Consider the following 15,108-nt stretch of genomic DNA (forward strand, 5'->3'; position numbering starts at 1 on the left):
CGCCAACGCTCCGCGTTGACTCCCTCCTCCGCCTTGCGATCCACGGCACCAGACCCCGCTCCCTGATCCGGCCTGATCCAAACGAAAGACCCTAGCGCCGCATCAGTGACCCGTGTGCTGTGCTGAGGTGACGCGCCGTCCGGATTCCACTCCGGCGGCGCGTGTCCGGCACGCTGTGCTGGTGGCCGAACGAGTACGTGTCCGCGAGGTCGATGCCGACGAGGGACGGCGGCTGCTGCGGACCATCCGCAGGGGCACCGGGTCGGTGGTGACCTGGCGGCGGGCCCAGGGTGCTGCTGTCCGCGCTTCCTGGTCGCCGAGGGGTGGTCGACGACATCGGCCACGAGGGCCTTCGGGTCCTGCCCCGCGAGGAGGGCGTCTGTGCCAGCCACGAGGAGCAGGGCAGCATGATCCGCCGCTACGTCATCTGGCGGAACAAGCACGCCGCCGACGAACGGCTACGTGATGTGGTTGACAGGGCGAACGTCGCCTGATGCGGCACTGGCTCAGAGCTTCCGGAACAGGCCCTCCTGCACCACCGAGACGAGCAGCCGCCCCTCGCGGTCGTAGATCCGGCCGCGCGCCAGGCCGCGGCCGCCCGTCGCGATCGGGGACTCCTGGTCGTACAGGAACCACTCGTCCGCACGGAACGGCCGGTGGAACCACATCGCGTGGTCCAGCGACGCCATGTCGAAGCCGCGCGGCCCCCACAGCGGCTCCACCGGGATGCGGACCGCGTCCAGGAGCGTCATGTCCGAGGCGTACGTCAACGCGCAGGTGTGCACCAGCGGGTCGTCGCCCAGCGGGCCCACCGCGCGCATCCACACCGCGCTGCGCGGGTCCGCGTCCCTGACCTCCTCCTTCGTCCAGCGCAGCCGGTCCACGTACCGGATGTCGAACGGCTGGCGCCGCGCCATCCGCTCCAGCGACTCGGGCAGCGTCCCCAGGTGGTCGCGGATCTCGTCCGCGAGCTTCGGCAGCGTCTCCGGGTCCGTCATGTGCCGCGGCGGCAACTGGTGCTCGAACCCGGCCTCCTCCGGCAGGTGGAAGGAGGCCGTCAGGTTGAAGATCGTGCGGCCCTGCTGGATCGCCGTGACCCGGCGCGTGGTGAACGAACGGCCGTCCCGCACCCGCTCCACCTGGTACACGATCGGGACGCCCGGGCGCCCCGGCCGCAGGAAGTAGGAGTGCAGCGAGTGCACCGGCCGGTCGCCCTCGGTCGTGCGGCCCGCGGCCACCAGGGCCTGGCCGGCGACCTGGCCGCCGAACACCCGTTGCAGCGACTCCTGCGGGCTCTGGCCACGGAAGATGTTGACCTCGATCTGCTCCAGATCGAGCAGGTCGACGAGACTCTCGGCGGGACTGGTCACGACTGCGCTCCTTAAACCCGGCTACAAACCCCGGCTACAAACCCCGGCTGCGAACTCCGGATACGAACCCCGGCTACAGCTGTCCGACGGACGTCACGCGGACCACCGCGCGGCCCTCCTCGTCGGAGGCCGCCAGATCCACCTCCGCGCTGATGCCCCAGTCATGGTCGCCGTTCGGATCGGCGAACGTCTGCCGGACGCGCCACAGACCGTGGGCCGTGTCCTCCTCGATGGAGAGCAGCTTCGGACCGCGCGCGTCGGGACCCGTACCGAGATCGTCGTACTCGTCCCAGTACGCGTCCATCGCGTCGCCCCACGCGTCCGCGTCCCAGCCGGACTCCGCGTCCAGCTCACCCAGCGCGTCCACGTTGTCCAGGGCCGCCAGTTCCACCCGGCGGAACATCGCGTTGCGTACGAGGACCCGGAAGGCGCGGGTGTTCGCCGTGACCGGCTTGACCTGGTCGGCCTTCTCCTGCGCCTCCTCGGCGGTCTCCACCTCCGGGTTGGCGAGCTGCTCCCACTCGTCGAGCAGCGAGGAGTCCACCTGCCGCACCATCTCGCCCAGCCACTCGATCAGGTCCGTCAGATCCTCGGTCTTCAGATCGTCCGGGATCGTGTGGTCCAACGCCTTGTACGCGCTCGCGAGGTAGCGCAGCACGATGCCCTCGGTCCGCGCCAGCTCGTACCAGGACGTGAACTCCGTGAAGGACAGCGCCCGTTCGTACATGTCGCGGATGACGGACTTCGGCGACACCGGGTGGTCACCCACCCACGGGTGGGACTTCCGGTACACCTCGTACGCGTGCCAGAGCAGCTCCTCCAGCGGCTTCGGGTACGAGATGTCCTGGAGCCGCTCCATGCGCTCCTCGTACTCGACGCCGTCCGCCTTCATCCGACCGACCGCCTCGCCGCGCGCCTTGTTCTGCATGGCGGCCAGGATCTGGCGAGGATCGTCCAGGGTCGACTCGACCACCGAGACCATGTCCAGGGCGTAGGACGGCGACTCCGGGTCCAGCAGGTCGAACGCCGCGAGCGCGAACGTGGACAGCGGCTGGTTCAGCGCGAAGTCCTGCTGGAGGTCGACGGTGAGCCGGATCGTGCGCCCCTCGGCGTCCGGCTTGTCGAGCTGCTCCACCACTCCGCCGTCGAGCAGCGAACGGTAGATCGCGATGGCCCGCCGGATGTGCCGCAGCTGCGCCTTGCGCGGCTCGTGGTTGTCCTCCAGGAGCTTGCGCATCGCCTGGAACGCGTCGCCCGGCCGGGCGATCACCGACAGCAGCATGATGTTGGTGACCTTGAAACGGGAGGTCAGCGGCTCCGGCTCGGCGCCGATCAGCTTCTCGAAGGTCGTGTCGCTCCAGGCGACGAACCCCTCCGGGGCCTTCTTCCGCACCACCTTGCGGCGCTTCTTCGGGTCGTCGCCCGCCTTCGCGAGCGCCTTCTCGTTCTCGATGACATGCTCGGGAGCCTGCGCGACCACCAGACCGGCCGTGTCGAAGCCCGCCCGCCCGGCCCGGCCCGCGATCTGGTGGAACTCCCGGGCGCGCAGCGTCCGCACCCGGTTGCCGTCGTACTTCGTCAGCGCCGTGAACAGCACCGTACGAATGGGCACGTTGACACCCACGCCGAGCGTGTCCGTACCGCAGATCACCTTCAGCAGGCCCGCCTGGGCCAGCTTCTCGACGAGACGGCGGTACTTGGGCAGCATGCCGGCGTGGTGGACGCCGATGCCGTGGCGCACGTACCGCGAGAGGTTCTGGCCGAACTTGGTGGTGAAGCGGAAGCTGCCGATCAGCTCGGCGATCTTGTCCTTCTCCTCGCGCGAGCACATGTTGATGCTCATCAGCGACTGCGCGCGCTCGACGGCCTGCGCCTGCGTGAAGTGCACGATGTAGACCGGAGCCTGCTTGGTCTCAAGGAGCTCGGTCAGGGTGTCCGTGATGGGCGTGAGCCGGTACTCGTACGAGAGGGGCACCGGCCGGGTCGCCGAGCGGACCACCGAGGTGGGGCGGCCCGTGCGCCGGGTCAGGTCCTTCTCGAACATCGAGACGTCACCGAGCGTGGCCGACATGAGCACGAACTGTGCCTGGGGGAGCTCCAGGATCGGGATCTGCCAGGCCCAGCCGCGGTCCTGCTCCGCGTAGAAGTGGAACTCGTCCATCACGACCTGGCCGATGTCGGCGTACCTGCCGTCCCGCAGCGCGATCGAGGCCAGCACCTCGGCCGTGCAGCAGATCACGGGCGCGTCCGCGTTCACGGAGGCGTCGCCGGTCAGCATGCCGACGTTCTCGGTGCCGAAGAGCTTGCACAGGTCGAAGAACTTCTCCGACACCAGGGCCTTGATCGGCGCGGTGTAGAACGTCACCTTGTCCTGAGCCAGTGCCGTGAAGTGCGCCCCCGCCGCGACCAGCGACTTTCCCGAGCCGGTAGGGGTGGACAAGATCACGTTGGCCCCGGAGACCACCTCGATCAGCGCCTCCTCCTGGGCCGGGTAGAGCGTGATGCCCCGGTCCTCCGCCCATGAGGAGAAAGCCTCGAAGAGGGCGTCGGGGTCGGCGTTCGGCGGCAGCTGATCGATGAGGGTCACGCCCCCATCTTGCCTGGCATCCGCCCGGATGAGGGAACCGGCCACCGCATACAAGATCACGGAGGATACGCTGGCGCGTCGACCGGTCGTCAACTGGGCGCCGGCGCGGGAGGAACGGGGCGGGGACGAGCATGATGGGACCGGCGCACTCGCTGTCCGGAGCGGCGGCCTGGCTGGGCGTCGGAGCCGCGGCGGCCGCCGCAGGCCATCCGATGCCATGGCCGGTTCTCGTCGTCGGAGCGCTCCTCTGCGCGGGAGCGGCCCTCGCCCCGGACCTCGACCACAAGTCCGCCACCATCTCGCGCGCCTTCGGTCCCATCTCCCGGGGCCTGTGCGAGATCGTCGACAAGCTCTCGTACGCCGTCTACAAGGCGACCCGCTCCTCCGCCGACCCCCGCAGGTCCGGCGGGCACCGCACGCTGACCCACACCTGGCTCTGGGCCGTCCTCATCGGCGCGGGAGCGTCCGTCGCGGCGATCACCGGCGGCCGCTGGGCGGTCCTCGCGATCCTCTTCGTCCACCTCGTCCTGGCCGTCGAGGGCCTGCTCTGGCGGGCCGCGCGGATGTCCAGCGACGTCCTGGTCTGGCTGCTCGGGGCCACCAGCGCCTGGATCCTGGCGGGCGTCCTCGACCAGCCGGGCAACGGCTCGGACTGGCTGTTCACCGGCCCCGGCCAGGAGTACCTCTGGCTGGGCCTGCCGGTCGTCCTCGGCGCGCTCGTCCACGACATCGGCGACGCCCTGACGGTCTCCGGCTGCCCGATCCTGTGGCCCATCCCGGTGGGCCGCAAGCGCTGGTACCCCGTGGGGCCGCCGAAGCCCATGCGCTTCCGCGCGGGCAGCTGGGTCGAGCTGAAGGTCCTCATGCCGGCGTTCATGCTCCTCGGCGGAGTCGGCGGAGCGGCGGCGCTGGGCTTCATCTAGGGCCTCTCGTCGGGATCATGCCGGAGCCCGAGAGCCCGGCATGATCCAGACGCGAGGCGGTCTCTGCCAGCCGTGCCAGGACGTCAGCCGTGCCAGGACCTCCACAGCGCCGCGTACGCCCCGTCGGCCGCCACCAGTTCGTCGTGGCTGCCGAGTTCGCTGATGCGGCCGTCCTCGACGACCGCGATCACGTCCGCGTCGTGGGCGGTGTGCAGCCGGTGGGCGATCGCCACCACCGTGCGGCCGTCCAGGACCCGGGCGAGCGAGCGCTCCAGGTGGCGGGCGGCCCGCGGGTCCAGGAGCGAGGTCGCCTCGTCCAGGACCAGCGTGTGCGGGTCGGCGAGGACCAGCCGGGCCAGGGCGATCTGCTGGGCCTGCGCCGGAGTCAGCGCCACCCCGCCCGAGCCCACCTCCGTGTCCAGGCCCTCGTCGAGCCCGCGCGCCCAGCCGTCCGCGTCGACCGCGCCGAGCGCCGCCCACAGCTCGGCGTCCGCCGCGCCCGTCCTGGCCAGCAGGAGGTTGTCCCGCAGCGAGCCGACGAAGACATGGTGCTCCTGGTTGACCAGGGCCACGTGCTCGCGGACCCGTTCGGCCGGCATCCTGGCCAGCTCGGCGGCGCCGAGGGTGACCGTGCCCGAGCGCGGGGCGTAGATGCCCGCGAGCAGCCGCCCGAGCGTCGACTTGCCCGCGCCTGACGGGCCGACGAGCGCCAGCCGGGTGCCGGGAGGGACGTCCAGCGACACCCGGTGCAGGACGTCGACGCCCTCGCGGTAGCCGAAGCGCACCTCGTCCGCCCGGACCGTACGCCCGTCGGGCCGTACGTCCTCGTCGCCCGCGTCCGGCTCGATGTCCCGGACGCCGACGAGCCGCGCCAGCGACACCTGGGCCACCTGGAGCTCGTCGTACCAGCGCAGCACGATGCCGATCGGATCCACCAGCATCTGGGCGAGGAGCGCTCCCGTCGTCAGCTGCCCGACGTTGATCCAGCCCTTCAGCACGAACACGCCGCCGAGCAGCAGCACGGCGGCCAGCACCGTCGTATGGGTGAGGTTGATGACGGGGAAGAGCACCGAGCGCAGGAAGAGCGTGTACCGCTCCCACGCCGTCCACTCGGCGATCCGCCGGTCGGACAGGGCGATCCGGCGGGCGCCGAGGCGGTGCGCCTCGACCGTGCGGCCCGCGTCGACCGTCTCGGCCAGCGCCCCGGCGACCGCGGCGTAACCGGCGGCCTCCGAGCGGTAGGCCGAGGGCGCCCGCTTGAAGTACCAGCGGCAGCCGACGATCAGCAGCGGAGCGGCGATCAGGATCGCGACCGCGAGCGGCGGCGCGGTCACGGCGAGTCCGCCGATCAGCAGCCCCGCCCAGACCACCCCGATGGCGAGCTGCGGCACGGCCTCGCGCATCGCGTTGGCCAGCCGGTCGATGTCGGTGGTGATACGGGAGAGCAGGTCGCCGGTCCCGGCCCGCTCCAGGACGCCCGGCGGCAGCCCCACGGAGCGCACCAGGAAGTCCTCGCGCAGATCGGCGAGCATCTCCTCGCCGAGCATCGCGCCCCGCAGCCGCACCAGCCGTACGAAGACCGTCTGGACGACGAGGGCGACCGCGAACAGGGCGACGGTGTGCTCCAGCCGCAGATCGCGCGCACCGTCGGCGAGCCGCTCGACGAGCGCGCCGAGGAGGTAGGGACCGGCCATCGAGGCGATCACGGCGACCGCGTTGACGCCGACGAGCAGGGCGAACGCCCCGCGGTGGCGGCGCAGCAGCTCGCGTACGTACGCGCGGACGGTCGCGGCCGTGCCGACGGGCAGGGTCGTCGCCGTCCGCGGGGCCGCCGGGTCGTACGCCGGTGGCGCCAGGCCGATCATGCCGACTCTCCTTCCAGCTCTTCGATCTCTTCGATCTCTTCCATGTCCGCGAGCTCCTCACCGGCCTCGCGTTCCCCTGGGGCCTCACGCTCCGCGCCGGGTGCGGCGGCGGCCGCGCGTTCGTCCTCGGTCTCGCGGGTGACGACGGCCCGGTAGCGCGGCTCGTCGCGCAGCAGCTCCCGGTGCGTCCCCACCGCCACCACCTCGTCCTCGTGGATCAGGACGACCCGGTCCGCGAGGTCGAGCAGGAGCGGCGAGGAGGCCAGGACCACGGTCGTGGCGCCTTCGCGCAGGCGTCTGACACCGGCCGCCACCCGGGCCTCGGTGTGCGAGTCGACCGCCGAGGTCGGCTCGTCGAGGACCAGCACCTCCGGGTCGGTCACCAGGGAGCGGGCCAGGGCCAGGCGCTGGCGCTGGCCGCCGGAGAGCGACCGGCCGCGCTCGGTGATCCGGGCCCTCATCGGGTCGCCTCCGGTGTCCGCCGACCCCTGGGCGAGGGCGTCGAGCACATCCCCGCACTGCGCGGCGGACAGGGCGTCCTCCGCCCGGACCGCGCCCGACGAGGGAACGTCGAGCAGGTCCTGGAGGGTGCCGGAGAGCAGGACGGGATCCTTGTCCTGGACGAGGACGGCGGTCCTCGCGGCGTCGAGCGTCAGCTCGTCGAGCGGTACGCCGCCCAGCAGGACGGAGGTGTGGCCCTCGCCCGGCTCGACGGGATGGCCGCCCAGCCGGTCGGCGAGCCGTCCGGCCGCGTCCGGATCGCCGCAGACGACCGCCGTGAAGCGACCCGCGGGGGCGAGCAGCCCGGTGGCCGGGTCGTACAGATCACCGGACGCCTTCGTCTCGTCGCGCGCCTCCGACACCGTCGACGTGCGTGTCAGCGCCAGCACCCGGGCGGCCCGCGTCGCGGACGGCCGGGAGAAGGAGAACGCCATGGCGATCTCCTCGAAGTTCCGCAGCGGATGGTGGGTCAGCGCCACCGCGCCGTAGACGGTGACCAGTTCACCGACGGTGATCCGGCCGTCCAGGGCGAGCCGCGCCCCGTACGCCACCACGGCGATGAGCAGGACGCCCGGCAGCATCACCTGGATCGCCGCGATCAGCGCCCACATGCGGGCGCTGCGTACGGCGGCCCGGCGCACCTCCTGGGAGGCGGCGCGGTAGCGGCCGAGGAAGAGCTCCTCGCCGCCGATGCCGCGCAGCACCCGCAGCCCCGCCACGGTGTCGGAGGCCAGTTCGGTGGCCTTGCCCGCCTTCTCGCGCTGGACGTCGGCCCGGCGCGTGGCGCGCGGCAGCAGCGGCAGCACGGCCAGGGCGAGGACCGGTACGCCGACCGCGACCAGGACACCGAGCGCGGGCTGGTAGACCACCAGGGCCACGCAGACGACCACCAGGGTGGTGGCCGCCGCGGCGAACCGCGACAGCGCCTCGACGAACCAGCCGATCTTCTCGACATCACCGGTGGAGACGGCCACGACCTCGCCCGCGGCGACCCGCCGGGTCAGGACGGAGCCGAGCTCGGCGGTCTTGCGGGAGAGCAGCTGCTGCACCCGGGCGGCGGCGGTGATCCAGTTCGTGACGGCGGTGCGGTGGAGCATCATGTCGCCGACGGCGATCGCCGCGCCGAGCAGCGCGAGGAGACCGCCCGCGAGCCCGAGCCGCCCGCCGTCGCGGTCGACGACCGCCTGCACGGACAGGCCCACGGCGAGCGGCAGCCCCGCGATGCCGAACTGGAGGAGGAGCCCCCACAGCAGGCTCCTGACCTGTCCGCCGAGTTGGTTGCGGCCGAGCCAGAGGAGGAACCGGGTGCCCGAACGGACATCGGGGACCCCTGGGTCGGCGTAGGGTAGTTCGCGAATCTGCATGTCGTCCCAGGGTCTTCCGGTGGTCCGGGGGTCCGGGTGGTCCAGTGGTCCGGTGGCTCGTCGGCTTGTGGCCGGTCGGTTCGAACCGTGCAAGGTTCGCGCCGGGGACGGCGAACGGCAATTGATTTATTCGCAATCAGGCACAGAACGCGCCAAGATCCGACAGCGCCCTCTGGACGCTCCGGGCCACCCGCGTTTCACTCGCGACCCATGAGACATCAGAGGATCATGGGCATGATCAGCGGCCTGGTGCTGGCCGCCGGTGCCCTGCTCACCGCTCACCCCGCGGCGGCGCACCCGGCCTCCGCCCACGCTCCGGCCGACGCGCCCCCGGCCGAGTTCACCAGCGACTGGCACGACCCGGTGACCGCGGCGCCGCCGGTCGCCAAGCCGGCCACCCCCTCCTGCGAGATCACCCTCGCCGCCGCCCAGTTCCGTGACTTCACGCCGTACAAGGGGAGTTACACCCCTCCCGAAAAGTGCGGCACCCGCTGGAGCAAGGTCGTGCTCCGCCTCGACGGGCAGGTGAAGGGCCGGCAGTACGACCGGCTCGGCCACGTCGCGGTCGGCGGCGTGGAGATCTTCCGCACCTCGACCCCCCAGCCCTCGCCCGACGGCATCCGCTGGTCGGTCGAGAAGGACGTCACCCGCTACCGCGACACGCTCAGCCGCCCGCAGCCCGTCGAGATGCTCATCGGCAATGTCGTGAACGAGACGTACACCGGTGTTCTCGACGTCCGCGTCACGCTCACCTTCTCCACGGCGCGAGGGCCGGTGAAGCCCGCGGCGGACACCCCCGACCGGGTGATCCCCCTGCACTCCACCAGCCTGACCACTCCCCGCAACACCGAACGCATCCTCGCCGAGGTGTACGCCACCGGCTCCGGCGGCGGCTGCGAGGAGTACTGGTACCTGACCGTCCCCGACACCGCCCCGTACTCCTGCAAGGCGACCGACGGCCCCTACCGCGAGGTCCGGGTCTCCGTCGACGGCAGGCTCGCGGGCATCGCCGCCCCGTTCCCCACGGTCTGGACCGGCGGCTGGTCCAACCCCTTCCTCTGGTACGTCACCCCCGGCCCGCGCGCCTTCGACGTCCAGCCGATCGTCTACGACCTGACGCCCTTCGCCGGTCTCCTCAACGACGGCCGCGCGCACCGCGTCGAGGTGTCGGTGCTCGGCGTCCCGGCCGGGCAGACCGGCTGGAGCACCCCGACCAACGTGCTGCTCTGGCAGGACGAGGGCAGCACGGTCGTCACCGGCTCGCTCGACCGTCACGAGGACAGCGCCCCGCGCAACTCCTCGGTCCACACACCCGGTTCGGAACACCGTCTGGAGACGGACGCCGGACACCGGCTCACCGTCGCCGGCCACCTCGACACCTCGCACGGCCGCGTCGACACCACGGTCACCCGCACCGTCGCGCACACCTCCGTCCACCGCTGGGGCGAGGGCGAGAACCCCGACGCGCTCACCGCGCGGTGGACCGACCACGAGACCGTGACCGCCGGACGCACCACCACCCGCACCCACCGCACGTACACCATGGACGGCGAGACCACGGTCGGCGCCGGCGACCGGCTGCGGACCGTGCTCGCGCTCGGCGACCGGGCCGACACCGTCGTCCTGCGCGGCGGCGAGCGGATGTCCTTCTCGCGCCTCGACCACAGCTACGCGGGCGACGCCACCTACACCACGGGCGTGCCCCGTGATCAGCGGCACGCGATCGGCACGACGACCGACCGGTACCGGCTGTACGGCTCCGGCGGCTGCTACGACCGGACCCTCAGGACGGCGCAGGGCACCCTCACGGAGGACCGTCTTCGCTGCTGAGGGCCGCCGTCCCCCAGCCTCGGCCGCCCCCTCCGGCGCGCGGGGCCCGGCTGCCGCGCGCCGGGCCCCGCGTCGCCGCGCGCTACGCCGGCCTGGCCGAGTCCACCCCGGACCTCGCCCTGCGCCACTCGCCCCGGGTGAAGTCCGGGATCGCCTGAGGCGCGCCCTTCGCCTTGATCGAGGCGTCACTGAGCGGCACCGGAGCGGTCCAGGTCGCCGCGTCGTACACGTCGAAGTCCGGAACGAGCCCCAGCCGCATGCACTGCATCAGCCGGAAGAGCATGATGTAGTCCATGCCGCCGTGCCCGCCGGGCGGGTTGGCGTGCTCCTTCCAGAGCCAGTGGTCGAACTCGCCGGCGTACGCCGAGAAGTCGCCCCACTGATGACCCTTGTGGTCGGGCTCCAGATAGATCCGCGCCGGATAGTCCTCGAAGACACCGCGCGTACCGCCGAGACTGTTGATCCGGCTGTACGGGTGCGGGGTCGAGACGTCGTGCTCCAGGCGGATCACCCGGCCCTTCGCCGTCTGGACCAGGCTGATCGTCCGGTCGCTCCCGATGTACGTCTCCTTCCAGCTCGGGTCGCCCGGCGGCATCCGCTCGGCCCGGTACCGGGCCAGACCGAGCGCAGGCGTCCCGAAGCTGCTGATGCTGACGACCCGGTCGCCCCGGTTGACGTCCATGTAGTTGGCGACCGGACCGAAACCGTGGTTGGGATAGAGATCACCGCGCAACCGGGTGTGCCACAAGCGGCGCCAGGGGCCTTCGTAGTACGTCGGCGAGAACATCAGCTCCCGCAGATCGTGGTTGTACGCGCCCGCACCGTGCAGCAGATCGCCGAACTTCCCGGCGTGGGCCATCCGCAGCACCCGCATCTCGTTGCGGCCGTAGCAGCAGTTCTCCAACTGCATGCAGTGGCGGCGGGTCCGCTCGGAGAGGTCGACCAGCTGCCACAGCTCGTCGAGCCGCATCGCGACCGGACATTCGACGCCGACGTGCTTGCCGTTCAGCATCGCCGCCCGCGCCATCGGGAAGTGGAGGTGCCAGGGAGTGGCCACATAGACGAAGTCCAGGTCGGAGCGTTCGCAGAGCTGCTCGTAGTCGTCCTCGCCGTGGGTGTACACGGCGGGGGAGGGCTGCCCGGCGGCGACGACCTTCGCCGCGGCGCGCTCCGTCTTCGCCCTCACCGGGTCGCAGAGGGCGACCACCCGCACCCCGGGCAGGGCGAGGAACAGGTCGATCATGCTGCCGCCGCGGTTGCCGAGACCGATGATGCCGATCCGGACGGTGGAGCGGCCCTCGAAGGGGACGCCGGCCATGGTGGCGCCTGTGCGCGGCGGTGTCCGCGCCGCCTCTTCGGCGTGGCCGGCGGCAGGGGTGTGGGCGGCGGTGGCGTCGGCAGCGGCGTGGGCGGGAGCGCCGCTCAGGGCGCCGAGGCCGAGGCCGGCTCCGGCCGCGCCGGCCGTGGTCCGGAGTACGGAACGGCGGCTCGGGGGCTGTGGTGCGTTGTCGTTCATCGAACCTCCGGTTGCGGTGTGCATGGCTGGTTCATGAATCCCGCACAGGACCCTGGCCGTTGAGGTTCGTGGTGCGCAAGGGCGCGGATTGGACTCTTGCGACGGGTGGTTGGACTCTTCACCTCCGGTTGCCGGTGCCCGGGAACGACGAGGGTCCCCCACCCTGTCGGTGGGGGACCCTCCGCGTCGGGCGCCTCCGGCCGTCAGGGCCGGGTGGCACGCTCCAGGGCGAGGAGCGCCGACTCGTAACGCCGCCCGGTCGCCCGGTCCATGCCGATCTCACACGTCCGGTTCGCCGACAGGTGCGCGTCGAAGGGGCGGGCCGTCACCTCGGCGGCCTCGCGCGCGGTGGCGGCGGCCGTCAGCTCCGGATGGAGCATGCCGCGGTCGCCCGCGAAGGCGCAGCACCCCACGTCCTCCGGTACGACGACGTCGTCCGCGCACGCCGCGGCGAGGGCCGTCAGCCGGTCCTCGTCACCCAGGTGGAGCATGGAGCACGTGGGATGGACCACCGCCGAACCGAGCCTGCGGCGCACGTCGAGCCGCGGGAGCAGCTCGTCGGCCGCCCACACCAGCGAGTCGACCACGGTCAGCTCCGCGTGCAACTCCCGGTTGTCGTCCGTGAGGTAGGGCACCACCTCGTGAGCGATGCCGAGCGTGCAGGAGGAGGCGTCGACGACCAGCGGGAGCCGTCCGCCCGCCGTCCAGCCCCAGGCCGCCTCCACGATCCGGTTGGCCATCACCGCGGTGCCGCGCTCGTACCCCTTGGAGTGCCAGATCGTCGCGCAGCACGTACCGGCCACGTCGTCCGGGATCCACACCGGCTTTCCGGCACGGGCGGAGACCCGCACCACCGCCTCGGGGAGTGAGGGACCCCCCGCTTCCCCGGGCCCGCCGAAGACGCGGTTCACACAGGCCGGGTAGTAGACGGCGACCGCCGCCGGACGGTGGGTGCGGGGCAGGCGACGGGCCGCCGCACCGGGGATCTCGGGCAGCCACTCCGGTACGAGGTCGGGCCGCACCGCCCTGCGTGCGAGCCCGGTCACCGATTCCATCAGCCGGTCGCCGATCCGGTCGCCGGCGGCGACCGCGAGCCGGGCGGCGGCCTCCACGGCCCGGAAGTTCAGGGCGGTGAGCGCGGCGATCCGTTCCTCCCGGGGGGAGTGCCGCGCGTGCCGGAACTCCTTCATCAGCGCACCGGTGTCGATCCCGACCGGACAGGCGAGCCCGCAGGTGGAGTCTCCCGCGCAGGTGTCGACGGCGGCGTAGCCGTAGGTGGCGAGGAGGCCGGCCTCGACCGGGGAACCGTCGCTCTGCCGCATCATCTCCCGCCGCAGCACGATGCGTTGGCGTGGTGTGGTCGTCAGGTCCCGGCTGGGGCAGGTCGGTTCGCAGAATCCGCACTCGATGCAGGGGTCGGCGATCGCCTCGATCTTCGGGATGGTCTTCAGATTGCGCAGATGCGCCCGCGGGTCCCGGTCGAGGACGATCCGGGGGGCGAGGATCCCGTCCGGGTCGATGAGCTCCTTGGTCCGCCACATCAGCTCGGTGGCCTTCGGCCCCCACTCCAGCTCCAGGAACGGCGCGAGGTTGCGGCCGGTGGCGTGCTCGGCCTTCAGCGAGCCGTCGAACCGCTCCACGGTCAGCTTGCAGAACGCGTCCATGAACGACGCGTACCGCTCGACGGCGGCCGGGTCGGCGGCGTCGAAGGCGAGGAGGAAATGGAGGTTCCCATGGGCGGCGTGACCCGCCACGGCCGCCTCGAAGCCGTGCCGTGCCTGCAGGTCGCGCAACTCGGCACAGGCCTCCGCGAGCCGGTGGGGCGGCACCGCGAAGTCCTCCGTGATCAGCGTCGTACCGGGCGGGCGCGAGCCGCCCACGGCGGTCACGAACGCCTTCCGCGCCTTCCAGAGACGGGCGATCGTCCCCGGATCACGGGTGAAGGCGTTGTCGATGGAGGCGACCGGGGTGATCAGGTCCAGCCCCTCCAGGACCCGGTCGCTCTCCTCCTCGTACGCCTCCAGGGCGGCCGCGTCCGGGGCCCGGAACTCGACCAGGAGCGCGGCGGACTCCCTGGGCAGCTCCGCCCAGTCGGCCGGCGCCCCGGGGACGCGGGCCGAGGCGCGCAGGGTGTTGCCGTCCATCAGCTCGACCGCGATGGCGCCGGCCTCGGTGAAGCGGGGCACGGCACCGGCGGCGGCCGGCAGCGAGGGGAAGAGGAGCAGCGCGGTGGAGACGGCGCGGTCCAGGGGCAGGGTGTCGAAGACGACCTCGGAGATGAAGCCGAAGGTGCCCTGAGAGCCGACCATCAGACCGCGCAGGATCTCCACGGGTGTGGCGCCGTCGAGATAGGCGTCCAGGCGGTAGCCGTTGGTGTTCTTGAGGGTGTGCTTGGCGCGGATGCGGGCCGTGAGCCCCGGGTCGGCCTCGATCTCGGCCTTGAGGGCCAGCAGGCCCTCGCACAGGCGCGGCTCGGCGCGGGCGAGCGTGTCGTCGGCCGCCGGGTCGGCCGTGTCGACGACCGTGCCGCTCGGCAGGACGAAGGTGAGCGAGGAGACGGTCCGGTACGAGTTGCGGGCGGTCCCGGCCGTCATGCCTGAGGCGTTGTTGGCGACGACTCCGCCGATGGTGCAGGCGACGGCGCTGGCCGGGTCGGGGCCGAGCACCCTGCCGTACCGGGCGAGGGCGGCATTGGCCCGGGCCAGGATGGTTCCGGGGCGGATCCGGGCCCGGGCGCCACCGTCCAGGACGTCGACGCCCACCCAGTGCCTGCGCACGTCGACGAGGATGTCCTCGCCCTGCGCCTGGCCGTTCAGGCTGGTGCCGGCCGCCCGGAAGACCACCTCACGCCCCTTGCCGTGGGCGTACGACAGGATCGCGGAGATGTCGTCGATGTCCTCGGGGACCACCACGACCTGCGGGACGAACCGGTAGGGACTGGCGTCGGAGGCGTACCCCACCAGGTCGGAGATGGTGGAGAGCACCTTCTCGGGGCCGATGAGCGCCGCGAGCTCCTCCCGCAGATGCCGGGGGGTGCCCCGGGCCTGGAGATCGGGGACCCGGTCGGGGGCCGGCTTCCGCTTCGTACCGGGTCGCAGGGCCTGCGGGTTCGGTTCCAGCAGTGGCATGGGTCGGCTCCCCTTCGGCGGGGC

General features: G+C 72.1%; 9 protein-coding genes and 1 pseudogene. 4 read left to right on the forward strand and 6 right to left on the reverse strand.

Annotated features, from left to right (window positions below; genetic code table 11):
• Positions 1-181: 181 nt before the first annotated feature.
• Together ACWDX6_RS28320 and ACWDX6_RS28325 are read left to right on the forward strand one after the other, a co-directional pair.
• A pseudogene (locus ACWDX6_RS28320) lies at positions 182-319 on the forward strand (IS630 family transposase); the annotation flags it as partial.
• Between the two features lie 4 nt (positions 320-323).
• A complete protein-coding gene (locus tag ACWDX6_RS28325; protein ID WP_451487742.1) occupies positions 324-494 on the forward strand; it encodes a hypothetical protein in 171 nt (56 codons plus the stop codon).
• Positions 495-506: 12 nt separating this feature from the next.
• Here ACWDX6_RS28325 and ACWDX6_RS28330 read toward each other — a convergent pair whose 3' ends face one another.
• Both ACWDX6_RS28330 and ACWDX6_RS28335 read right to left on the reverse strand, forming a co-directional pair.
• Positions 507-1,370 carry an acyl-CoA thioesterase gene (locus ACWDX6_RS28330; protein WP_451487719.1) on the reverse strand — a complete coding sequence of 288 codons (864 nt, stop codon included), beginning with the start codon at positions 1,368-1,370 and terminating at the stop codon, positions 507-509.
• Positions 1,371-1,443: 73 nt separating this feature from the next.
• A complete protein-coding gene (locus ACWDX6_RS28335; protein WP_451487720.1) occupies positions 1,444-3,957 on the reverse strand; it encodes a DEAD/DEAH box helicase in 2,514 nt (837 codons plus the stop codon).
• A 131-nt stretch (positions 3,958-4,088) separates the two neighbouring features.
• On the opposite strand from ACWDX6_RS28335, the gene ACWDX6_RS28340 reads away from it, so the two are divergent.
• On the forward strand, positions 4,089-4,880 hold the full coding sequence (locus tag ACWDX6_RS28340; protein WP_451487721.1) for a metal-dependent hydrolase: 792 nt from the start codon (positions 4,089-4,091) through the stop codon (positions 4,878-4,880).
• 83 nt (positions 4,881-4,963) lie between these two features.
• On the opposite strand, the gene ACWDX6_RS28345 is transcribed toward ACWDX6_RS28340, so the two are convergent.
• Both ACWDX6_RS28345 and ACWDX6_RS28350 read right to left on the reverse strand, forming a co-directional pair.
• Positions 4,964-6,745, reverse strand: a complete 1,782-nt coding sequence (locus ACWDX6_RS28345; RefSeq protein ID WP_451487722.1) for an ABC transporter ATP-binding protein — start codon at positions 6,743-6,745, stop codon at positions 4,964-4,966.
• Positions 6,742-8,610, reverse strand: coding sequence for an ABC transporter transmembrane domain-containing protein (locus tag ACWDX6_RS28350; RefSeq protein WP_451487723.1), 1,869 nt, complete (start codon positions 8,608-8,610; stop codon positions 6,742-6,744). The genes ACWDX6_RS28345 and ACWDX6_RS28350 overlap by 4 nt, the downstream gene beginning before the upstream one ends.
• 210 nt (positions 8,611-8,820) lie before the next feature.
• Here ACWDX6_RS28350 and ACWDX6_RS28355 point away from each other — a divergent pair, with 210 nt between their 5' ends.
• Positions 8,821-10,440, forward strand: coding sequence for a peptide-N4-asparagine amidase (locus ACWDX6_RS28355; protein WP_451487724.1), 1,620 nt, complete (start codon positions 8,821-8,823; stop codon positions 10,438-10,440).
• A gap of 82 nt (positions 10,441-10,522) precedes the next feature.
• On the opposite strand, the gene ACWDX6_RS28360 is transcribed toward ACWDX6_RS28355, so the two are convergent.
• Together ACWDX6_RS28360 and ACWDX6_RS28365 are read right to left on the reverse strand one after the other, a co-directional pair.
• The gene (locus tag ACWDX6_RS28360; RefSeq protein ID WP_451487725.1) at positions 10,523-11,980 is read right to left on the reverse strand and encodes a Gfo/Idh/MocA family protein; all 1,458 of its coding nucleotides are present in this window, start codon (positions 11,978-11,980) and stop codon (positions 10,523-10,525) included.
• 179 nt (positions 11,981-12,159) lie between these two features.
• On the reverse strand, positions 12,160-15,084 hold the full coding sequence (locus tag ACWDX6_RS28365; RefSeq protein ID WP_451487726.1) for an FAD-binding and (Fe-S)-binding domain-containing protein: 2,925 nt from the start codon (positions 15,082-15,084) through the stop codon (positions 12,160-12,162).
• Positions 15,085-15,108: the final 24 nt, after the last annotated feature.

Source organism: Streptomyces sp. NPDC003027, from assembly GCF_053591435.1.